General features: G+C 38.4%; 19 protein-coding genes. 17 read left to right on the forward strand and 2 right to left on the reverse strand.

The annotated features are described in order from the left end of the window. The first annotated feature begins 346 nt into the window (after nt 1-346). The 7 genes from ACIQYS_RS10360 to ACIQYS_RS10390 all read left to right on the forward strand — a co-directional run bounded on the left by ACIQYS_RS10360 (nt 347) and on the right by ACIQYS_RS10390 (nt 6,957). On the forward strand, nt 347-1,519 hold the full coding sequence (locus tag ACIQYS_RS10360) for a class I SAM-dependent methyltransferase (protein WP_402978751.1): 1,173 nt from the start codon (nt 347-349) through the stop codon (nt 1,517-1,519). 263 nt (nt 1,520-1,782) lie between these two features. Beyond that, nucleotides 1,783-1,983, forward strand: coding sequence for a cold-shock protein (locus ACIQYS_RS10365; protein WP_402978754.1), 201 nt, complete (start codon nt 1,783-1,785; stop codon nt 1,981-1,983). Between the two features lie 166 nt (nt 1,984-2,149). Further along, on the forward strand, nt 2,150-2,788 hold the full coding sequence (trhA, locus tag ACIQYS_RS10370) for a PAQR family membrane homeostasis protein TrhA (protein ID WP_402978757.1): 639 nt from the start codon (nt 2,150-2,152) through the stop codon (nt 2,786-2,788). 41 nt (nt 2,789-2,829) lie between these two features. Continuing rightward, entirely contained in the window at nt 2,830-3,255 is a 426-nt protein-coding gene (locus ACIQYS_RS10375; protein ID WP_402978760.1) for a GatB/YqeY domain-containing protein, read from the forward strand. A 309-nt stretch (nt 3,256-3,564) separates the two neighbouring features. Further along, nucleotides 3,565-4,689 (forward strand): NADH-dependent flavin oxidoreductase, encoded by a 1,125-nt coding sequence (locus ACIQYS_RS10380; RefSeq protein ID WP_402978763.1) that lies wholly within the window; start codon nt 3,565-3,567, stop codon nt 4,687-4,689. Nucleotides 4,690-4,888: 199 nt separating this feature from the next. Then, entirely contained in the window at nt 4,889-6,571 is a 1,683-nt protein-coding gene (locus tag ACIQYS_RS10385; protein ID WP_402978766.1) for a methyl-accepting chemotaxis protein, read from the forward strand. Nucleotides 6,572-6,711: 140 nt separating this feature from the next. After that, entirely contained in the window at nt 6,712-6,957 is a 246-nt protein-coding gene (locus tag ACIQYS_RS10390; RefSeq protein ID WP_402978771.1) for a hypothetical protein, read from the forward strand. Between the two features lie 169 nt (nt 6,958-7,126). Here the strand turns inward: ACIQYS_RS10390 and ACIQYS_RS10395 are convergent, their stop codons facing one another. Further along, the gene (locus ACIQYS_RS10395) at nt 7,127-7,234 is read right to left on the reverse strand and encodes a putative holin-like toxin (RefSeq protein ID WP_402978777.1); all 108 of its coding nucleotides are present in this window, start codon (nt 7,232-7,234) and stop codon (nt 7,127-7,129) included. A gap of 276 nt (nt 7,235-7,510) precedes the next feature. Here ACIQYS_RS10395 and ACIQYS_RS10400 point away from each other — a divergent pair, with 276 nt between their 5' ends. After that, nucleotides 7,511-8,119: a LysE/ArgO family amino acid transporter gene (locus tag ACIQYS_RS10400; protein WP_402978780.1), complete on the forward strand. Its 609-nt coding sequence runs from the start codon at nt 7,511-7,513 to the stop codon at nt 8,117-8,119. A gap of 55 nt (nt 8,120-8,174) precedes the next feature. Here the strand turns inward: ACIQYS_RS10400 and ACIQYS_RS10405 are convergent, their stop codons facing one another. Further along, a complete protein-coding gene (locus tag ACIQYS_RS10405) occupies nt 8,175-8,981 on the reverse strand; it encodes an IclR family transcriptional regulator (protein WP_402978783.1) in 807 nt (268 codons plus the stop codon). Between the two features lie 190 nt (nt 8,982-9,171). Here ACIQYS_RS10405 and ACIQYS_RS10410 point away from each other — a divergent pair, with 190 nt between their 5' ends. From ACIQYS_RS10410 to ACIQYS_RS10450, 9 genes are all read left to right on the forward strand, one after another. Next, nucleotides 9,172-9,939 carry a dioxygenase family protein gene (locus tag ACIQYS_RS10410; protein WP_402978786.1) on the forward strand — a complete coding sequence of 256 codons (768 nt, stop codon included), beginning with the start codon at nt 9,172-9,174 and terminating at the stop codon, nt 9,937-9,939. Nucleotides 9,940-10,078: 139 nt separating this feature from the next. Beyond that, the gene (locus ACIQYS_RS10415) at nt 10,079-10,912 is read left to right on the forward strand and encodes an alpha/beta hydrolase (protein ID WP_402978789.1); all 834 of its coding nucleotides are present in this window, start codon (nt 10,079-10,081) and stop codon (nt 10,910-10,912) included. A 34-nt stretch (nt 10,913-10,946) separates the two neighbouring features. Further along, nucleotides 10,947-12,605, forward strand: coding sequence for an SLC13 family permease (locus ACIQYS_RS10420; RefSeq protein ID WP_402978792.1), 1,659 nt, complete (start codon nt 10,947-10,949; stop codon nt 12,603-12,605). Nucleotides 12,606-12,627: 22 nt separating this feature from the next. Beyond that, nucleotides 12,628-13,350, forward strand: a complete 723-nt coding sequence (locus tag ACIQYS_RS10425; RefSeq protein WP_402978795.1) for a carboxymuconolactone decarboxylase family protein — start codon at nt 12,628-12,630, stop codon at nt 13,348-13,350. A gap of 12 nt (nt 13,351-13,362) precedes the next feature. Then, complete coding sequence (locus ACIQYS_RS10430; RefSeq protein WP_402978798.1) at nt 13,363-14,049, forward strand: CoA transferase subunit A; 687 nt, start codon at nt 13,363-13,365, stop codon at nt 14,047-14,049. Beyond that, nucleotides 14,046-14,684 (forward strand): 3-oxoacid CoA-transferase subunit B, encoded by a 639-nt coding sequence (locus ACIQYS_RS10435; protein ID WP_402978801.1) that lies wholly within the window; start codon nt 14,046-14,048, stop codon nt 14,682-14,684. The genes ACIQYS_RS10430 and ACIQYS_RS10435 overlap by 4 nt, the downstream gene beginning before the upstream one ends. A gap of 22 nt (nt 14,685-14,706) precedes the next feature. Continuing rightward, the gene (locus ACIQYS_RS10440) at nt 14,707-15,819 is read left to right on the forward strand and encodes a muconate cycloisomerase family protein (RefSeq protein ID WP_402978804.1); all 1,113 of its coding nucleotides are present in this window, start codon (nt 14,707-14,709) and stop codon (nt 15,817-15,819) included. An 18-nt stretch (nt 15,820-15,837) separates the two neighbouring features. After that, entirely contained in the window at nt 15,838-17,031 is a 1,194-nt protein-coding gene (locus ACIQYS_RS10445) for a thiolase family protein (protein ID WP_402978809.1), read from the forward strand. A 350-nt stretch (nt 17,032-17,381) separates the two neighbouring features. Next, complete coding sequence (locus ACIQYS_RS10450; protein WP_402978813.1) at nt 17,382-18,146, forward strand: 3D domain-containing protein; 765 nt, start codon at nt 17,382-17,384, stop codon at nt 18,144-18,146. The last annotated feature ends 66 nt before the right edge of the window (nt 18,147-18,212 follow it).

Raw genomic sequence — 18,212 nt, forward strand, 5'->3', positions numbered from 1 at the left:
TCCTTAAAGACTTCTGAAAAATAAACAGGAATGGAGAAGAGGATGGGCCTCATCATAGTTGGTTTCGTTTGTTAAATGTTTTTAAATATCTGTAAAGGGATTTTAAGAATGGACAATTTAGGATCGTTTTCGAGTTGTCTATGACACAGTGAACAAAAATTAAATATTTTTACAGCGGTTTGCATTTTTACAAAAAGACAGCATCCTTTCTAATACCTGAGCAACCGTTCTGACTTTCTTATATTAAAAGTTATATAATGGAAGTGAATAAAATGAACCTTGCATGAATAATTATCTGTGCAAGAAACCATCATAATATTTAATCGTATTTTTGGAGATGTTAGAATTGATAGATAAACTCTTTTATAAAACACTATTAAAAAATACCTTTTCAGATCCTATGGAAGTAACTTTTTGGGATGGAGAGAAGGTCCAACAGGGAGAGGGAACGCCAAAGTTCAGCCTCATCTTCCATGATGTCATCCCTAAGGCAGAACTCATGCAAAACGCATCCGTTGCTTTCGGTGAAGCGTATATGAATGGAATTATTGAGATAGAAGGAAGCATAAAAGAAGTGGTTGCCTCTATTTACAATAAAAAGGAAAGCTTCCTTGGTGGCAGCAAGATGTATGCTAGTCTGTTGAAGAAAATTTCTAATACAACGAAACGAAGCAAAGAAAACGTTGCATTCCACTATGATATTGGCAATGACTTTTATAAACTTTGGCTTGATGAAACAATGACTTATTCTTGTGCTTATTTTAAAACTGCTAATGATTCACTAAAAACTGCTCAACAAAATAAAGTAGCACATATTCTTAAAAAGCTGAACCTTCAAGAAGGACAAACGCTGTTAGATATAGGTTGCGGATGGGGAGAATTAATCATTACGGCCGCTAAAAAATATGGAGTGAAAGCAACAGGAATTACTTTGTCAACGGAACAATTTGAACGAGTGAAAGATAGAATATTAGAAGAACAATTAGAAGATTCTTTAGATGTGCAATTAATAGACTATCGAGAGTTAAAAAAACAGAAATTCGATCGAATCGTTAGTGTTGGAATGCTTGAACACGTCGGTCAAGAACATTTGACTGAGTATTTCCAAAAGGTAAATGAATTGCTGGAAGATGGCGGATTATCCGTTCTCCATACAATTACCACTCATAAAGAAGGCGCAACAAATGCTTGGATTGATAAGTATATTTTCCCGGGAGGATATGTTCCATCTGTCAGTGAACTTGTAACTCATATGGCGGAAAATAAATTCCTTTTAATTGATTTGGAAAGTCTTCGCAGACATTATGAAAAGACGCTGGATATGTGGTCAGAGAACTTTGAAAATGTTCTAGATAAAGTGAAAAAGACTAAAGATGAACGATTTATTCGCATGTGGCGATTATATTTGAATGCTTGTGCTGCTTCATTCCAAGCAGGGAACATTGACTTAACTCAATTTATTTTTACAAAAGGTACAAACGATTCACTCCCATTCACTCGAAGTTATATGTATAGATAACACTCATTAATAGTAGTGGTGTAGACCAAGATATTGGTTTGTACCGCTACAGTTTTGTATGATGGCATGATCATCGTGAATGACCAGCTATCTACAAAATATATTGTTGGACAAATATATATAACTGTTGTATATTTAGAACAATAATTAAATTGCTTAACAGAAACAATGAATTCACATATTACAAAAAGTAATCGTGATTGTTCGGTACTTTTTGTAATATGTGAATTTTTTATTCATCACAAATTTTGGAGGTCATTTAAATGACACAAGGTACAGTAAAATGGTTTAACGCAGAAAAAGGTTTTGGATTTATTGAAGTTGAAGGCGGAAGCGACGTATTCGCTCACTTCTCAGCAATCCAAGGCGACGGTTTCAAATCACTTGACGAAGGTCAAAAAGTGGAATTTGATATCGAAGATGGTCAACGTGGACCACAAGCAGTAAACATCGTAAAACTTTAATTCCTCGGAATTAAATAAATTAGAGACATTCCTTATGGGTGTCTCTTTTTTTGTTTTATTTTAAATAGGGTCGGATAGAAATTTAGACTATGGGACAAAGTATTAACCATCCAAGCAAAGTGATAACATAAGGATATAAAGATCTTTCAGATAGGAATGAACCAAGATGAGTAATACACATATATTTTCAAAGCGTGAAGAGATTGCGAATGCAATCATTCACGGAATTGGAGCTCTTTTAAGTATTGCGGCTCTTGTCATTTTGATTGTGTCTTCTGTGACACGAGGAACGGCGTGGCATGTAGTGAGTTTTACGTTGTTTGGAGTGACGATGGTGCTGTTATATGCTTCGTCCACACTCGTTCATGGGTTCCCAGCGGGTCGAGCGAAAGATGTGTTTGAGATAATGGATCACTCAGCCATTTACTTTTTCATAGCAGGGACGTATACTCCTTTTTTATTCCTTGCAGTAAAAGGAACACTTGGCTGGACGTTATTTGGGATTGTGTGGGGGCTTGCGATAGCTGGTACGGTGTTTAAAGCATATTTTGTGAAGCGCTTTTTGCATACGTTGACGTTATTGTATGTTGTGATGGGCTGGTTGATGGTATTTGCATGGAAACCGCTTGTAGCAAACGTATCGACTCAAGGTCTTATTTATCTGGCTGTAGGTGGCGTGCTCTATACAGTAGGTGCAGTTTTTTATGTTTGGCGCGGATTTACGTATCATCATGCGGTCTGGCATATTTTTGTACTTGCAGCATCCATATTGCATTTTTTTGCAGTTATGACTTTATTGGCGTAAACTTACTAATATATTTATAACGTGAAGGGAGAGATAAGAATATGATAAAAACAACTGTATTTGAACAATTAAAACGTGCGATGAAAGAGAAGGACGTATTAGCAAAGGGCGTACTAACACTCTTAAAATCAGCACTGGATAGCGCAGAAAAAGAAAAAGGTTCCAGCCTTTCACCAGAAGAAGAAATTGCTATTGTGAATCGCGAAGTGAAACAAACGAACCAAGCGTTAGAAGGAGCTCAAAATGCAAATCGTGAGGACTTAATCGAAAAAGAAGAAGCAAAACTAGTATTACTAAAAAGCTTCTTGCCAAAACAGTTAAGCGAAGAAGAAATTACATCAATTCTAACAGAGGCTGGAATTGTAAAAGGTATGAATATGGGCGATGCGATGAAAATTGCCAAACCATTACTTACTGGAAAAGCAGACGGCTCGACTATGTCTAAAGTCGTGAAAAATTTGATCTAAAAAGAAGAGTGCCTAGCGAAAGTGCACTTAAAAACTTACATTTTAAAATTCGTAGCGGTTTTTTAAACGAAAATAGGCAACTTCTTGTTCGATTTTGAACAGGAAAGTTGCCTATTTCTTTGATCTTTTCTATTCTTTTTCTTTCAGAGCAATAAATAATACCCCATGTAACATACGATTATCGAATAGTATGCTGCATAGGAATCTTAATATGGCAGATTGTTGGAAGAATTCGGCTAACTTCTGTAGTATTAAAATAGAGATAACATATTGTCCTTTCCAGGAAGGGCTAGTAAAGGAGTTAAAACAATGAAGCAAAAATACGAAAAGATCTTTCAAGAATTTACGTTTCCATCAGGAGTAGAAGTAAAGAATCGAATAATGGTCGCACCGATGACGAACTATTCCTCTGAAGAAAGTGGGGAAATTTCAGAAAGAGAGCTAGCTTATTATAAAGAGCGTACTGGTGGAGTCGGGACTTTCATTACTGCCTGTGCGTATGTGAGTAAGGATGGTAAAGGATTTCCGGGGCAATTCAGTATAGACGATGATAAATTCCTTCCAGGATTGAAAAAACTAGCGCAAACTATCCAGTCGAATGGAACAAAAGCAATTATACAAATTTATCATGGGGGCAGACAGTCGCCACCACAATTACTGCCAGACCAACAACCTGTTTCAGCAAGTGCTATTGCTGCGGAACGTGAAGGTGCAGCAGTTCCGAGAGAGATGACAGAAGAGGAAATAAACAATACAATACTCGCTTTTGGTGAAGCTACTAGAAGAGCTATTGAAGCAGGTTTTGATGGAGTAGAAATCCACGGGGCGAACACTTATTTATTACAACAATTCTTCTCGCCACATTCAAATAGAAGAGACGACAAATGGGGTGGATCTCTTGAGAATCGGATGAAGTTTCCTTTAGCCATTGTAGATTCTGTTAAAAAAGCAGTGGAGGAACATGCAAAAGCTCCATTTGTCGTTGGTTACCGAATATCTCCAGAAGAAGGCAGTAATCCAGGGATTCAATTGGAAGATACACTTCAATTTGTCGATAAGCTGGCAGACCAAGGATTAGACTATTTACATGTGTCTGTTAATCATTTCTGGAATGGCTCCTTCCGTGAAAAAGATAAAACAGAGTCAAGAATTATTAACATACATGAAAAAATAGGAGATCGTGTTACGGTAGTTGGGGTAGGTTCATTGCATACACCAGATGAAGTGGTAGAAGCACTTGAAACAGGAGTCCCGTTCATTGCGCTAGGTCGCGAATTACTAATGGAGCCGAAGTGGATGGAGAAAGTCCAAGCAGGTGAGGAAGATCAAATACGTAAAACTCTTTCTAGACATGCTCAGGAAGAATTAGTTATTCCAGATCCATTATGGGACAGACTGATGAATGTAAAAGGCTGGTTACCAGTAGAAGATTAAAAACTGAAATAAAGAAAACAGACACTGTGTAGTATGGTGTCTGTTTTTTTTCTTTCTATATAAATAGTAAGTAATGCATTTTTTTCTTAAATTCTAAAGATATTGTAAAATAACTAAATACTTCTTGACCTAGTCCAATAGAAGGAATAAAGTAATTTGAGTGGGTCTTTTTATTTTATAATGAAGGGAATAGAATTAGGTGAAAATAACTATAACGAAAAAAATGTGGATAGGATTTGGATCTGTACTTGTTTTATTGATAATTGTGGGTCTATTAAGCTTATACTCAGTCAACCGGATAAGCGGGGAATATAAATCATTAAAGGAGGATCGGATTGATCCAATACTACTACTGGATGAACTTACTGCCTTTCAAAAGGATATGACAACGGTAAGTCTTGCTTTGGCATTAGGAGATACTGCAGTAGAAGGTTTAACTGATGAATTCGATAAAGGATTCCAAGAAACTGCTAGCAGAATTAATGATATGAAATTATCTTCAGAAGGCCAAGCATTTCTTGATAGAATAATAGAATTAGAGAATCATTACGCTTCATTGAATAAGGCTATTACTAGGGAAACAGTACCTAGCGATGATCCCGAAATTGCCAAACTTAATAGTAAATATACAGTAGAAGAGTTAATGGCTGCTATTGCCGATATGAAAGGATATATGACAGATGCAGTAGATAAAACAACTGTAGAACTTGAGGAGTTAGCAAAACTAACACTTACGTTGATATTTGTTCTTATAGTAATAGCAATTGTTGTAGGAGTTGTTATTTCAACTTTAATAAGTAAAGGTATAGCAAAACCAGTTCGTAAAATGACCGATTCCATGAAAGAAATATCGGAAGGAAATTTACAGATTGATCGTGTCGTGATTAAAAATAAAGATGAGATAGGTACTTTAGCTAGTACGTTCAACAAGATGTTAGAGGACTTAAGAGGAATGGTTACAAGAATGAGAGATTCCTCCGTAGAACTTGCGTCTAGTGCAGAGCAGCTTTCAGCAAGCTCTGAAGAGAGTCTTGCATCTTCTCAAATGGTTGCAACATCTGCTGAGCAACAAATGGTTAGCAGTGAACAACAACTGCGCATAGTAGAGAAAAATAATGATTCCATGGTAAATATGGGTCATGTTGTTAACCAAATTTCTGAAAGTAATGAAGAAATGGAAATAGCCGCAAACTCTGTTGTGGAATTGGTGAATAATGGATCTGAGGTAGTATCTAAAGTATCTGATCAAATGAATACAATTGACGCCACTATAAGAGAATCCTCTGACATTATTAAAGAAATGGAACAACATTCAAACCAAATTCAAAAAGTAACTGCATTAATCACCGAAATTTCTGAGCAAACTAATTTGCTTGCGTTAAATGCTGCTATCGAAGCAGCTAGAGCTGGGGAATATGGCAAAGGCTTCGCAGTAGTAGCTGAGGAAGTACGAAAACTTGCCGAGCAATCTAAAAACTCTGCCTCTGAAATTGAGTCGATGATTGGAGTTATACAATTGGCAGCGGGCAAAGCTGTTAAATCAATTGATATAGGTGGAGAGAAAGTGAAGGAAGGACTAAATGCCTCCAATCAATCTCGTCAAGTATTTGTGGAAATTGAAGCTGCAGTTGAAGTAGTAGGTTCGAAAATAGAATCTGTCTCTAGCGCGATCAAAGAAGTTCAATCCGTATCGGCAACTGTAACAACAGCTTCAAAAGAAATTGCACTTCTTGTACAGCAAACAGCAGATGGAGCAAATGATACGAGTGCTGCAACTGAAGAACAGCTTGCTGCAAACCAAGAAATTTCTTCCAATGCACAATCATTAGCACATTTAGCTGAAGTATTACAAACTGAAGTAAGTCATTTTAAAATCAATTAAGTATAAAGATTAAAAGGGACACAACTAAACGTGTCCCTTTTAATTTAGACTCTCTACTTTTGGGGAAACCTTCAATTACCTTTTACATAGTATTGATAAAAAATGGATACTATAGTTTTAAGCTAAAAGGAGTGATACTTATGGCAATGTGTCCTTTATGTAACTCATTAAAAAAATTAGAAGTTTCCTGCCCCAATTGTGATACGCAATTAGATGACTCAGGTAAGGTATCTGACTTTTTAGATCCATATGGACATTATAACGATGAAGAGACTGTGAAAATGGGTGATGGGTATCCAAATACAGCGAGAGATCAAATTTGTCCACATCTGATGGTCTGTAATAACTGTGGAAACGAAGTGGTGAAATTCATACAAGAAGAATAATTATACGTTCGTATGTGTTGAATGCAACAAAGTTTCTGTATATAATGAATTTAGGAACATACAATAAAAAGACTGGATACGCGAATATCCAGCCTCACAACTGCAAACCGCAGAAAGAGCGGTTGGTCCAGGTCAAAAATAACCGTCAAACCTTTAGCTCAGGGGACGGTTATTTCTTTTGATCAAAGAAAATAATCAATGTCACAACGATTGAAAAAGTCGCTAACAGTACAGTACTAAGCTGTATTAACAAACTGATTGCTTCGAATGTGGTCATTGGCATCACCTCCTTGAAAGGAAGTGACCAACCGCCCACCCTGCTATGCAATTGTAAAATGATTATAGCATAAAATAGAACGAATAATCTTTATAGTTAGAATGTTGTTAATTGAATTATCCAGGTCAGAGACGATGAAAGTTGTTTCTGATCTGGATTTTGTTTAGAGGTTTTCCTAAGTGAAAAGCAAAAATCGATTCGAGGAGTTCAAACCTCCAATACTTTGATCGTATTATCTACATTAAAAGAGAAGTTAAATAGGTAGGGGAATAGCTGATGATTTGGAAAGGGTTTCGATTTGGAATGTTTTTGCAGATTGCAGTTGGACCAATCTGTTTGTTTATTTTTCAAACTGCAGCTACTTCCGGATTTGTTGCTGCAGAAACAGGTGTATTGGGGGCAGCGATCGTTGATAGTCTCTATATACTTGCAGCAATTTTTGGAATAGGGAAGATGCTTAATAGGTATCCAAGAATGAAAGGGGTCATTCGCTATTTTGGGGCAGCGGTTCTTGTTTTGTTTGGTTTAAGTACCGTCATAGGAGTTTTTGGGTTTTCCATAATTCCAAGTTTAGATTTTCACGCTGAACAAAGTATAGAAATAATATTTGTTAAAACGATTGTTTTAACGCTTTCCAATCCATTGACAATTCTATTTTGGGCTGGCGTTTTGTCTACGAAACTAGTAGAAGAAGGTTTAAAGCAAAAGGATATGTATTCCTTTGGACTTGGTGCAGTATTATCCACTCTCTTTTTTCTAACGATCATTTCAATTTTAGGGACATTTCTATTTGTTTTTGTAGAGCCAGTTGTTCTGAAAGGATTGAATGTAATTGTAGGTATTGTGTTGGTAGCATTTGGAATAAGAACAGCAGTCAAAAAATAGTCCAGGCAGAAACAATTTAGTTTGCCTGGATTTTTTTTGAGTAATTACCTAAAGCCTACACATATCTTGAGTCGTTTGTAATTGCCATAGCTTGATTGATTTTCTCTGCGGTTTCTTTCAGTAGTGGCAAGAATTCATCACGCAATATTTCTTTAGATACTCGACCAGCATGAACAGAGCAGTTAAAAGCAGCGAATACTTTTCCAGATGCATCTCGAAGTGGTACTGCGATGGAACGAAGACCTTCTTCTAACTGCTGATCGACACCACCCCATTCATTTTCTCGAACTTCTTCTAGCATAGTCAGCAGCTGCTCTTTATCAACGATTGTTTTATCTGTAAATTTTTCGAAATCGAAGGACTCTAAATATTTTTCTAATCTTTCTTTTGGCAAGTATGCCAGTAGGACATGGCCCATGGATGTTGCATAAGCTGGTAGGCGTGAACCTACGTCTAAGTTGATGGACATAATTCGTTTCGTGGAAACACGTGCTACATAAATGATATCTGTACCATCTAGAATCGAAATGGAGCAAGATTCTCCGGTTTGATTGACAAAATCACGCATGAATGAATGAGCAATACTCCACTTATTATTGGATGATAAGTATGCGTAACCGAGTGATAGTGTACGAGCTGTCAATGTAAACAAACTGTTGTTGGATACGGCGAAGCCTAGATGTTCAAGCGTCAATAATATTCTACGAGCTGTAGGTCTACTAAGTCCTGTTAGTTTCGATACATCACTAATAGTGAGTGCTTGGTTTTCTTGTGAAAATGCTTGGATTACTTGAAGTCCACGCTCCAATGATTGTATGTAGTCTCCCGACTGTTTGAAATTGTCTGTCTTTTCTATTGACAAAGCTATCACCCTTCATGTTAAAATAAGATTGTACGAATAAAGAACTATTGTACGTATATCGTACAATGCTAATAGGAAATTTGCAAGTGCTGTACGAAGAATTTTTATTTTTTTATAACTAAATGAATACGCTTACAATTGGTGTTGTATGGTTGGGGATTATCAAACAAAACTTGAGGGGGAAATAGAAATGGCAGAAGTAGCAGTAAAAAACGCAAGAGTATTAGAAGCGTATGAAGGATTTGTAAAACATATGAAAGCATTCTTAGAAGAGCAACAGTTTAACCATGAAGAGTATACGAACTTTGTGAACTGGGCAGATCGACTAGGTAGAAGTGGAGAGATTCCATTATTCTTAGACGTTTTTGTAGAAACATATGTGTTAGAAGCAAAATATAAAAATACTCCCGGAACAGAGCCATCGTTACTTGGACCTTACTATGAAGAAAACTCACCTTTACTAGAAGGATCGAAAGTTGTGATTCCACAACGTCCAGATGAGCCAGGAGATAAATTGAAATTTTTCGGAAACGTTAGCTCTGTAAATGGACCGATTGGAAAAACGAAGGTCGAGTGGTGGCAAGACGATGCAGATGGATTATATTCAAACTATGATTCTACTGCACCAGATTTCAATTTAAGAGGGCAGTTCTACACAGATGAGAATGGAGATTTTGAAGTACAATCAATCGTACCAATTCCATATCAAATTCCAACAAATGGACCTACTGGTGAATTTACATTTGCTGCCGGTTATCATGCATACCGTCCAGCGCATATTCATATTAAGTTCGAACATGAGGGACATGAGACATTAATTACGCAAGTGTTCTTTGAAGGAGACCAATGGTTAGAAACGGATGTTGCCGGTGGTGTTCGTTCAACGCTTACTACAAAACTGATAGATAAGGGTGACCATAAAGAAGCTACCTTAAACTTTGTCATGCGAACTGAATAAGATATTAATTTCATAGCTGTCGAGTAAAACTTGTCAGCTATTTTCTGTTAGACTTTTTAGATAATTTTGATACAATAAAAATATAGTTTGTACGTATTAAGTAATTATGTACGAATAACGTACGAAAAGGGGTGCGATAATGGATTTTTACAAAGTAAATATAAATGGAAAAGCTATACAAGTTGCCGACTATCCAGGGGAAAAAGGACCAATCATTGCAATCCACGGATTAACCGGGACACATAAGAACATGCATTACTACGCAGAAAGACTCAAAGGAGAATATCGTTTTATTTCAATTGATTTGCGCGGGCGTGGGAACAGTGATGAAACGGATGAAGAGCCGTCGATTTTCAAACATGCGGATGATATTGTCGGTTTAATAAATGAGTTGAAGTTAGAAAGTCCTATTCTATTAGGATATTCAATGGGTGCTTTTATTTCAGCTATTGTTGCAAGTCGGTTGAAGTCAGTGAAAGGTTTGATATTACTGGACGGCGCTGCAAAAGCGACGGAACACCAACGAGGAATTGTACAGCCATCTCTAGGAAGAATTAGTAGAGAGTTTACTTCAAAATCGCATTACACAGAAGAAATTCAGAAGATTTACTCGAACTTAGGTATCGAGTGGAATGATGTGTTACAAGAAACAGTTGAATACGAAGTGGGTCCTGCAGGAGACCATTGGGAAAATAAATCAACAGAAGCACGCATAGTTGCTGATTTTAATAGCTTCTATAATTTTAGTCCGAAAGAGATTTGTTCCCAAATTGAATGTCCGGTGCTGCTCGTTTACGCGAAAGGCAATATTGGTTCAATGCCACCACTTTTTTACCTAACAGATTATGAAGAAACTAGGAAGCATACAAAGCAAATAGAGACAGTTGTGTCGGATTGTAATCATTACACGATGGTATTTGAAAAGCGGGAAGATATTCAAATAGCAATGGATGTATTTCTACAAAAACTATAATGGACAACTACAAAGGGTTTAAGGGGAGAAAAAAATGAAATTTTCGTTGGGAAATTTAAATAGGATTCTGTGGAAGTCCCACAAGCAAACGAAAGATCTAGTGACAATGGCGGAGCTTCGGAATCACAGCAGTGCAGGGATGGTATCTTCTGAATTGCCGGTTGGAAAAATGAGCACCACTAAGAACGAACAGACAAAACGAAATAATTCCTATAGCACAACGCAATTTGTCGGTCTCTTTTTAGGGCCACTATCATTTCTATTAATACTGTTTTTCTTGCCTCTTCCACAACTGAGTGACCAAGGGCGATCTGTCCTCGCGATTACTGCATGGATTGCTGTATGGTGGATTTTGGAATCAATCCCATTAGGTATTACTTCTCTAATGCCTCTAGTATTATTGCCAGTGATGGGGGCGGTCGGAGAGGGTGTTGCTGCTGCTAGCTACGGAAACCCTCTAATCTTTTTATTTATCGGAGGGTTCGCGCTAGCTTTAGCTTTGGAGCGCTGGAATCTCCATGAACGAATTGCGATTACGATTATCAGTGCAGTGGGGACTAGTACTCCGGGGCTAGTTCTAGGATTTATGTTAGCGACAGGTTTAATATCAATGTGGGTTTCGAATATGGCCACAGTTATGCTAATGCTTCCGATTGGTACGGCCATCATCGCAAAAGTCGTGACTCTCATGAAAGAAGATAATGTGTATTCCAAAGAAGAAGAAATGAAGTTCACGAAATCAATTATTTTTGCAATAGGCTTTGGGGGAACAATTGGCGGAAGCGCAACCTTGATAGGAACACCGACGAACCTTGTGCTTGCAGGACTTTCCAAGGAACTATTAGGGTTTGAAATATCCTTCGCCCAATTTTTTCTCTTTGCCTTTCCGCTGACTGCGTTGTTGATGCTGTTTTCTATTTTCTATATTACAAAAATTGCTTATCCAATGAAGGTTAAAAAAATTAAGAACGGTCGTCAGTTTGTAAGTGATCGGAAAAAAGAACTTGGTAAAATGTCGTATGAAGAAAAAATAGTATTGTCCATTTTCTGTTTAACTGGATTCATGTGGATGACGAGAACATTCCTATGGAGTGATATCATCCCTGGTTTGAGCGATACGATGATTGCTATGGTAGCCGCGGTTCTACTACATATTATTCCATCATCTAATAGACCGGGCGAACGTATCCTTGGAAAAGATTCACTCAAGAATATGCCATGGGATGTTCTGCTCTTAGTTGGTGGTGGGCTTGCACTTGCTGCAGGTTTTAACGGAACGGATCTGGCGACCTGGATTGGTAGCCAATTACTATTACTAGATGGTGCTTCTTACCTTATGATTCTTGGTGTTACTACATTGCTTGGTATCGGTATGACACAAATGACGCCGAATACAGCGACTGTAACGATTCTTGTTCCAATTACTGCAGCGTTGGCGCTTGCAATGAATGTTCACCCGCTTCCGCTTATGACAGCGGTAGCTATGGGAGCTGGGTTTGCATTTATGTTACCGATTGGTACGCCATCGAATGCGATCATATTTGCAACCGGCAAAATAACGATGATGGATATGCTGAGAAAAGGGACGGGTCTGACGGTATTGGCATATGTTCTAATTGTTTTGTTTGTGTATTTCGTTCTTCCAATCATATTTGGTATCAATCAGTTTGAATACCCAGAGGTTTTAAAATAATTCGAAACTTAGGAGTGAAATAATGAGTAAAGGATTGGAATATTTTAAAGAAGTGTACGACGAGGTTCCAGGTTGGGTGCAGAAAATGCATGATTATAGCCCGATTGTGCTCGATCATTATACGGGATTACGCGGAGAGATTATGCAAGATGGTGCATTATCCCGCAAGGAAAAAGATGTGCTTTTAGCGAGTATGAACGCTGCTCGATTGTATGCACGCAGTATGGGTTATCACACGAAAGGCGCAATCGATTTTGGGTCGACGATTCCTGAACTAGTGGAGTACTTTTTAGTTTCTTATTTATACGGAGGAACAGCGGCTTTAAAAGTATCGCTAGAGGGACTTGCTTATGCACTTGAGCTAAAAGGGAAGCGAATAGTACATTCTGAAAAGGATCCAGAGACGATTGAAGAGATTTTCGAGACGATAATTACATGGCTAGGTGACGAGGATACTAACTTTTTAGTAGAATCTCTTGCAATCATTCAAAGTGGTGACAAAGCAAGAATAGAAAAAAAGCTTCTTGGAGAAGGCCGTGTGTCTACGCGTATGAAGCATTTAAATATGGTTGGAAACTATATTACACAACTACGAGGAGCAGATGCGGTTCCTTGGATAGAAAAAGCGAGAGCAGTAGGTGTAACGGAAGCAGAACTTGCGGATGTTGGGTATATTTGCGTGTTAACCGCTGGAATTCCAGCATGGTTTGAAATAAGCGATTCATTAAAGTTAGCAACTAAGTAAGGAGAGTTTAATATGTCAAAAGTTATCAGTGACATTCAGGATGCTTTAGCTTGTGTAGAGAGTGGTCATACCGTCTTAGTAGGTGGTTTTGGATTAGTAGGGGCACCTCTTTCATTAATAGAAGGTTTAACAGAAAAAGATGTGAAAGATTTAACGATTGTTAGTAATAATCTTGGTGAATCGGGTAAAGGTCTTGGGATTTTACTCAATCAAAACAAAATCAAAAAAGGGATTGGTTCTTATTTTACGAGTAACCGGGATGTCGGGGGTAAGTATCAAAAAGGAGAAATCGAGTTAGAGTTGCTACCTCAAGGTACATTAGCCGAATCTCTACGTGCTGGTGGTGCTGGACTAGGCGGATATTACACGACAACTGGTGTTGGAACGGATCTTGCAAAAGGAAAAGAAGAACGAGTGATTGATGGAGTGAACTATATTTTTGAAAAGGCGATTCGTGCAGATGTTGCACTTATTCGTGCACATAAAGCAGACACCCTTGGAAATCTCGTTTATTACAAAACTGCGCGTAACTTTAACCCGCTTATGGCAACAGCTGCGAAGAAAGTAATTGTAGAAGTGGATGAAATTGTGCAACCTGGTGAGTTAAATCCCGAAGAAATCGTGACGCCATTTTTGTATGTCGATACAATTATTCAAGCACAGCAAGTGTTGACGAAGGAAGGGGTTGTGAACAAATGACTACATTAAGTAAAACAGATATGCAGCATTTAATCGCGAAGCGTGTAGCAGCTGAACTCGAAGGACCTTGTGTTGTGAATTTAGGAATTGGTATTCCTACACTCGTTGCGGAATATATGGATGCAAAGGATATTTACATGCATACGGAAAATGGCCTGCTTGGCGTAACAGATGTGGGGGAAGCGGATATCGATCCAAACCTTGTAAATGCAGGAAAGCTACCAGTCGGGGAAGCAATTGGTGCCTCTTATTTCAATAGTTCAGATTCCTTTGCAATGATTCGTGGAGGGCATATAGATGTAGCAATTCTAGGTGCGCTTCAAGTCGATCAGACTGGCGTTATTGCGAACTGGGCCGTACCCGGAAAGAATATTATGGGTGTCGGTGGTGCAATGGATTTATTGGTTGGTGCAAAGAAAGTATTTGTGACGATGAGTCATTCGTCAAAAGACGGCAGTAGCAAGTTGCTGAAAGAATGTACATATCCGATTACATCGACAAGAAGTATTGATATGATTTTCACGGAACTTGCGGTATTTGAAGTAGTGGATAAGCAATTGAAGCTTGTCGAGTTAATGCCAGGTGTAACCATTGAAGAAGTACGAGCAAAAACGGAAGCTGATTTTATACAATAATATAGAAGAAAGTTGGTTCTAAATGAAAATACGTTCTTTTGATGTTTATATATTAGATTTACCAACAATTCGCCCGCACCAATTAGCGATGCATACGATTGTCTCCCAATCAGTCGTAGTAGGTTGTGTCACAGATGAGGAAGGGCGCGAGGGCTGGTCCGAAGTGGCGACTATTGGAGGAGCATCATACGGAGAGTCGACACCTGAAGCGATTAAAGCAAATATAGATACGTATATTGCACCGCTAGTTATCGGGAAAGATCCTATTCATTTTGACAAAATTATGTATGAGGTTTCGAAGCAAGTTAGAGGCAATAATTTTGCGAAAACGGTAGTGGAAGCTGCAATTATTGATTTAGCCGCTCGTAGTAAAAATATACCGGCATTCGAATTATTCGGAGGCCAAATTCATACTTCATTGCCAATTGCATGGACACTTGCAAGTGGAAATACTGCAAAAGATATTGAAGAAGCGAAAGAATTTTTGCATCAAAAGCGCCATAATATTTTCAAGTTGAAAATAGGAAAAGGCGATCCGTTTAAAAACGTCGAGCATGTTCGAAAGATAAAACATGCAGTTGGAGACGAAGCTCGTATTACGGTCGATGTCAATCAAGCGTGGGACGAGGATACCGCGAATTATTGTATCGCAGCTCTAGAAGATGGCGGCGTTTCGATGATAGAGCAGCCGCTACAAACATGGAATTACGAAGGAATGGCAAGGTTAACCTCTCGTTTTAAAGTACCAATTATGGCAGATGAAGCTGCAAATAGCATACAAGATGTATTCCAAATTTCGAAGCACCGTGCCGGAAATTGTATCGCGTTGAAACCTTGCAAAGCAGGAGGGCTAACGCAAACGAAGAAAGTGGCGGGTATAGCAGAAGCAGCAGGAATTGGATTGTATGGAGGTACGATGATTGAGTCTAGCTTAGGAACAGCAATTTGTGCTCAACTGTACGCAACAATCCCAGAAATGAAATTTGGTACAGAAATATTCGGTCCTTTATTGTTTAAAGATGATCTTACGTTGGAACCTATTAAGTTTGAAAACTTTGAAGTGGTAATCCCAACCGGTCCTGGATTCGGTGTAGAAATTGATCGTGAAAAAGTGAAGCATTATGCAAGAAGTTAATGGGTTGGAGATGATGAGATGAAAAATGTAGTAATCGTAGATGCTGTACGTACAGCAATTGGGAAACTGGGTGGAAGCCTTGGCAATGAAACAGTAGATTACTTGGGATCACATGTAATAGAAGAATTGATTCGTCGTACAGAATTAGATAAAACTGTTATCGAAGAAGTGATTTTAGGTCAAGCGAAACAAAGTGCGGATGTATCAAACTTAGCAAGAGTTGCGATGCTTCGTGCAGGCATTCCTGTAGAGATTCCTGGATATACAATTCATAGACAATGTGGTTCTGGCGTTCAAGCGGTAAACTCTGCAGCTCAACAAATTCAAACAGGGTTAAGCGAAATTATTATTGCGGGTGGAGCAGAGTCGATGAGTACTGCACCATATTATGTGAATAGTGTGCGCTTTGGAACAAAGTCTGGAGACGTTTCGCTAAAAGATCCGAATACGGCTAGTCAACCGGGGTCTCAGCCAAGAGAAGTTTATGGAGATTTGAATATGGGAATCACAGCGGAAAATGTTGCAGAAAAGTATGGGATTTCAAGAGAAGCGCAAGATGAATTCGCATTAAGCAGCCAGGAAAAAACGAAAAATGCAATTGAAAAAGGTTATTTTGAAAAAGAGATAGCCCCGTATCCAGTGAAAACTCGTAAAGGTATTGTAGAATTTAAAGTCGACGAGCACCTTAGAGAAACAACTTTAGAGAAGCTGGCAGCATTGAAGCCGGTTTTCAAGGAAGGTGGTACGGTAACTGCAGGTAACGCTAGTGGTCGGAATGATGGAGCAGCTGCGTTATTAGTAATGTCTGAAGACGAAGCATTAAAACGTGGCTACAAACCAAAAGCACGCATAATCGCACAAGCTTCTGTAGGCTGTGCACCTGAGTTAATGGGACTGGGTCCTGTGTATGCGATGCAAAAAGCATTGAAGCAAACTAATTTGTCGATGGCAGATTTAGATGTAGTAGAATTGAATGAAGCATTCGCATCGCAAGCCGTTGCCTGTGTGAATGAATTAGGTCTAGATTACAGCAAGGTGAATCCAAATGGTGGAGCCATTGCAATGGGGCACCCAATTGGTGCGACTGGTGCAATACTATTGACGAAATTAGTTCACGAACTAGAACGTACTGGTAACAAATATGGTGCGGTGACACTATGTATCGCTGGCGGTATGGGCATCGCAACAATCATTGAAAATATGCAAGTTTAAGGAAGAGTTGCTTAGGCGGCTCTTTTTGTTTTGGGAGAGAATGGACTGGTTTTGGATTGGTTGCTTTCGTGTGTGAATTAGTTGCTTTTGCACTCAATTTGGTTGCTTACCTCATAGAATTGGTTGTTCTCGTAAGAAATTGGTCTCCCTTCGCCAATATTTTCTATTAAAATTGTAATTTCTTATACTGGAATTTTTCGAAAAATATGGCCATTTTTCAAAACAGATTTTAATTGTTTTGGAAGGTGGCTTCTTTTTATTTTATTAGAATGTTTGTTTTTCGGAGTTTTTGGGCAAGACTGTGTCGAAATAAAAATGTTTTACAGTTTACTTGTAAAGGAGGATTTATTTTGAAGTTTAGAACATTTTTGTTCATTGTGCTTATAACATTTTCAACGAACACCGTAACACAAGCGGCGGATCTTATGCAGATAGGCACAGGAGGGGGCGATCTCGATGCTTCCTATAGTTTTCCAGAAGAATTTGATTTGCCGTTTCAATATGCTTTAGATTTGGGGTTAGTCAATTATCCACCAGTAGAACTGGAAGAAGAGCCTAGAGTATATGAGGTCATGGAAGGGGATAATTTGTTTCGAATTGCACTGAAACATAATATTCCATTGGAGTCGTTAATGGAATGGAATAATTTGGACGGGTATTTAATACACCCTGGCGATGAATTGATAGTGAGCGGTGAGGGGATGGAAGGAGAGACCGTTCCTAAAAAGCCTGATAGGAAGGTGGCGGCTGTATTCACTCCAATTGTTACAACCCCACCAATTGTAGTACCGGTAGTAAAGGAAGAAAAGGTAGAAGCACAAGTAGCGAATGAAATGACTGTTACAGCAACAGCCTATACAGCATATTGTGCAGGATGTTCCGGGACGACTGCCTATGGAATTGACTTGCGTTCCAATCCGAATCAGAAAGTGATTGCCGTAGATCCAAGAATTATTCCACTCGGTACAAAAGTTTGGGTGGAAGGTTATGGAGAGGCTATTGCCGGTGATACAGGTGGGGCTATTAAAGGCCATAAAATTGATGTATTTATTCCATCTTATGATAATGCGATGGAATGGGGAGTCAAAAAGGTGAAAATTAAAGTACTCAATTAATCAAGGAATCCTATGCAAAGTGTTTTGCATAGGATTTTTTTGAGGCATATGAAATTATGTGGATAG

This window comes from Psychrobacillus sp. NPDC096426, assembly GCF_044762745.1.
Taxonomy (GTDB): Bacteria; Bacillota; Bacilli; order Bacillales_A; family Planococcaceae; genus Psychrobacillus.

Excerpts from the sequence above, each read along its gene's own strand:
- ACIQYS_RS10420 (WP_402978792.1), top strand. The coding sequence starts at position 10,947 with ATGAAATTTTCGTTGGGAAATTTAAATAGGATTCTGTGGAAGTCCCAC.
- ACIQYS_RS10380 (WP_402978763.1), top strand. The coding sequence starts at position 3,565 with ATGAAGCAAAAATACGAAAAGATCTTTCAAGAATTTACGTTTCCATCA.
- ACIQYS_RS10445 (WP_402978809.1), top strand. The coding sequence starts at position 15,838 with ATGAAAAATGTAGTAATCGTAGATGCTGTACGTACAGCAATTGGGAAA.
- ACIQYS_RS10375 (WP_402978760.1), top strand. The coding sequence starts at position 2,830 with ATGATAAAAACAACTGTATTTGAACAATTAAAACGTGCGATGAAAGAG.
- ACIQYS_RS10410 (WP_402978786.1), top strand. The coding sequence starts at position 9,172 with ATGGCAGAAGTAGCAGTAAAAAACGCAAGAGTATTAGAAGCGTATGAA.
- trhA (WP_402978757.1), top strand. The coding sequence starts at position 2,150 with ATGAGTAATACACATATATTTTCAAAGCGTGAAGAGATTGCGAATGCA.
- ACIQYS_RS10435 (WP_402978801.1), top strand. The coding sequence starts at position 14,046 with ATGACTACATTAAGTAAAACAGATATGCAGCATTTAATCGCGAAGCGT.
- ACIQYS_RS10415 (WP_402978789.1), top strand. The coding sequence starts at position 10,079 with ATGGATTTTTACAAAGTAAATATAAATGGAAAAGCTATACAAGTTGCC.
- ACIQYS_RS10365 (WP_402978754.1), top strand. The coding sequence starts at position 1,783 with ATGACACAAGGTACAGTAAAATGGTTTAACGCAGAAAAAGGTTTTGGA.
- ACIQYS_RS10430 (WP_402978798.1), top strand. The coding sequence starts at position 13,363 with ATGTCAAAAGTTATCAGTGACATTCAGGATGCTTTAGCTTGTGTAGAG.
- ACIQYS_RS10440 (WP_402978804.1), top strand. The coding sequence starts at position 14,707 with ATGAAAATACGTTCTTTTGATGTTTATATATTAGATTTACCAACAATT.
- ACIQYS_RS10400 (WP_402978780.1), top strand. The coding sequence starts at position 7,511 with ATGATTTGGAAAGGGTTTCGATTTGGAATGTTTTTGCAGATTGCAGTT.
- ACIQYS_RS10425 (WP_402978795.1), top strand. The coding sequence starts at position 12,628 with ATGAGTAAAGGATTGGAATATTTTAAAGAAGTGTACGACGAGGTTCCA.
- ACIQYS_RS10395 (WP_402978777.1), bottom strand. The coding sequence starts at position 7,234 with ATGACCACATTCGAAGCAATCAGTTTGTTAATACAGCTTAGTACTGTA.
- ACIQYS_RS10390 (WP_402978771.1), top strand. The coding sequence starts at position 6,712 with ATGGCAATGTGTCCTTTATGTAACTCATTAAAAAAATTAGAAGTTTCC.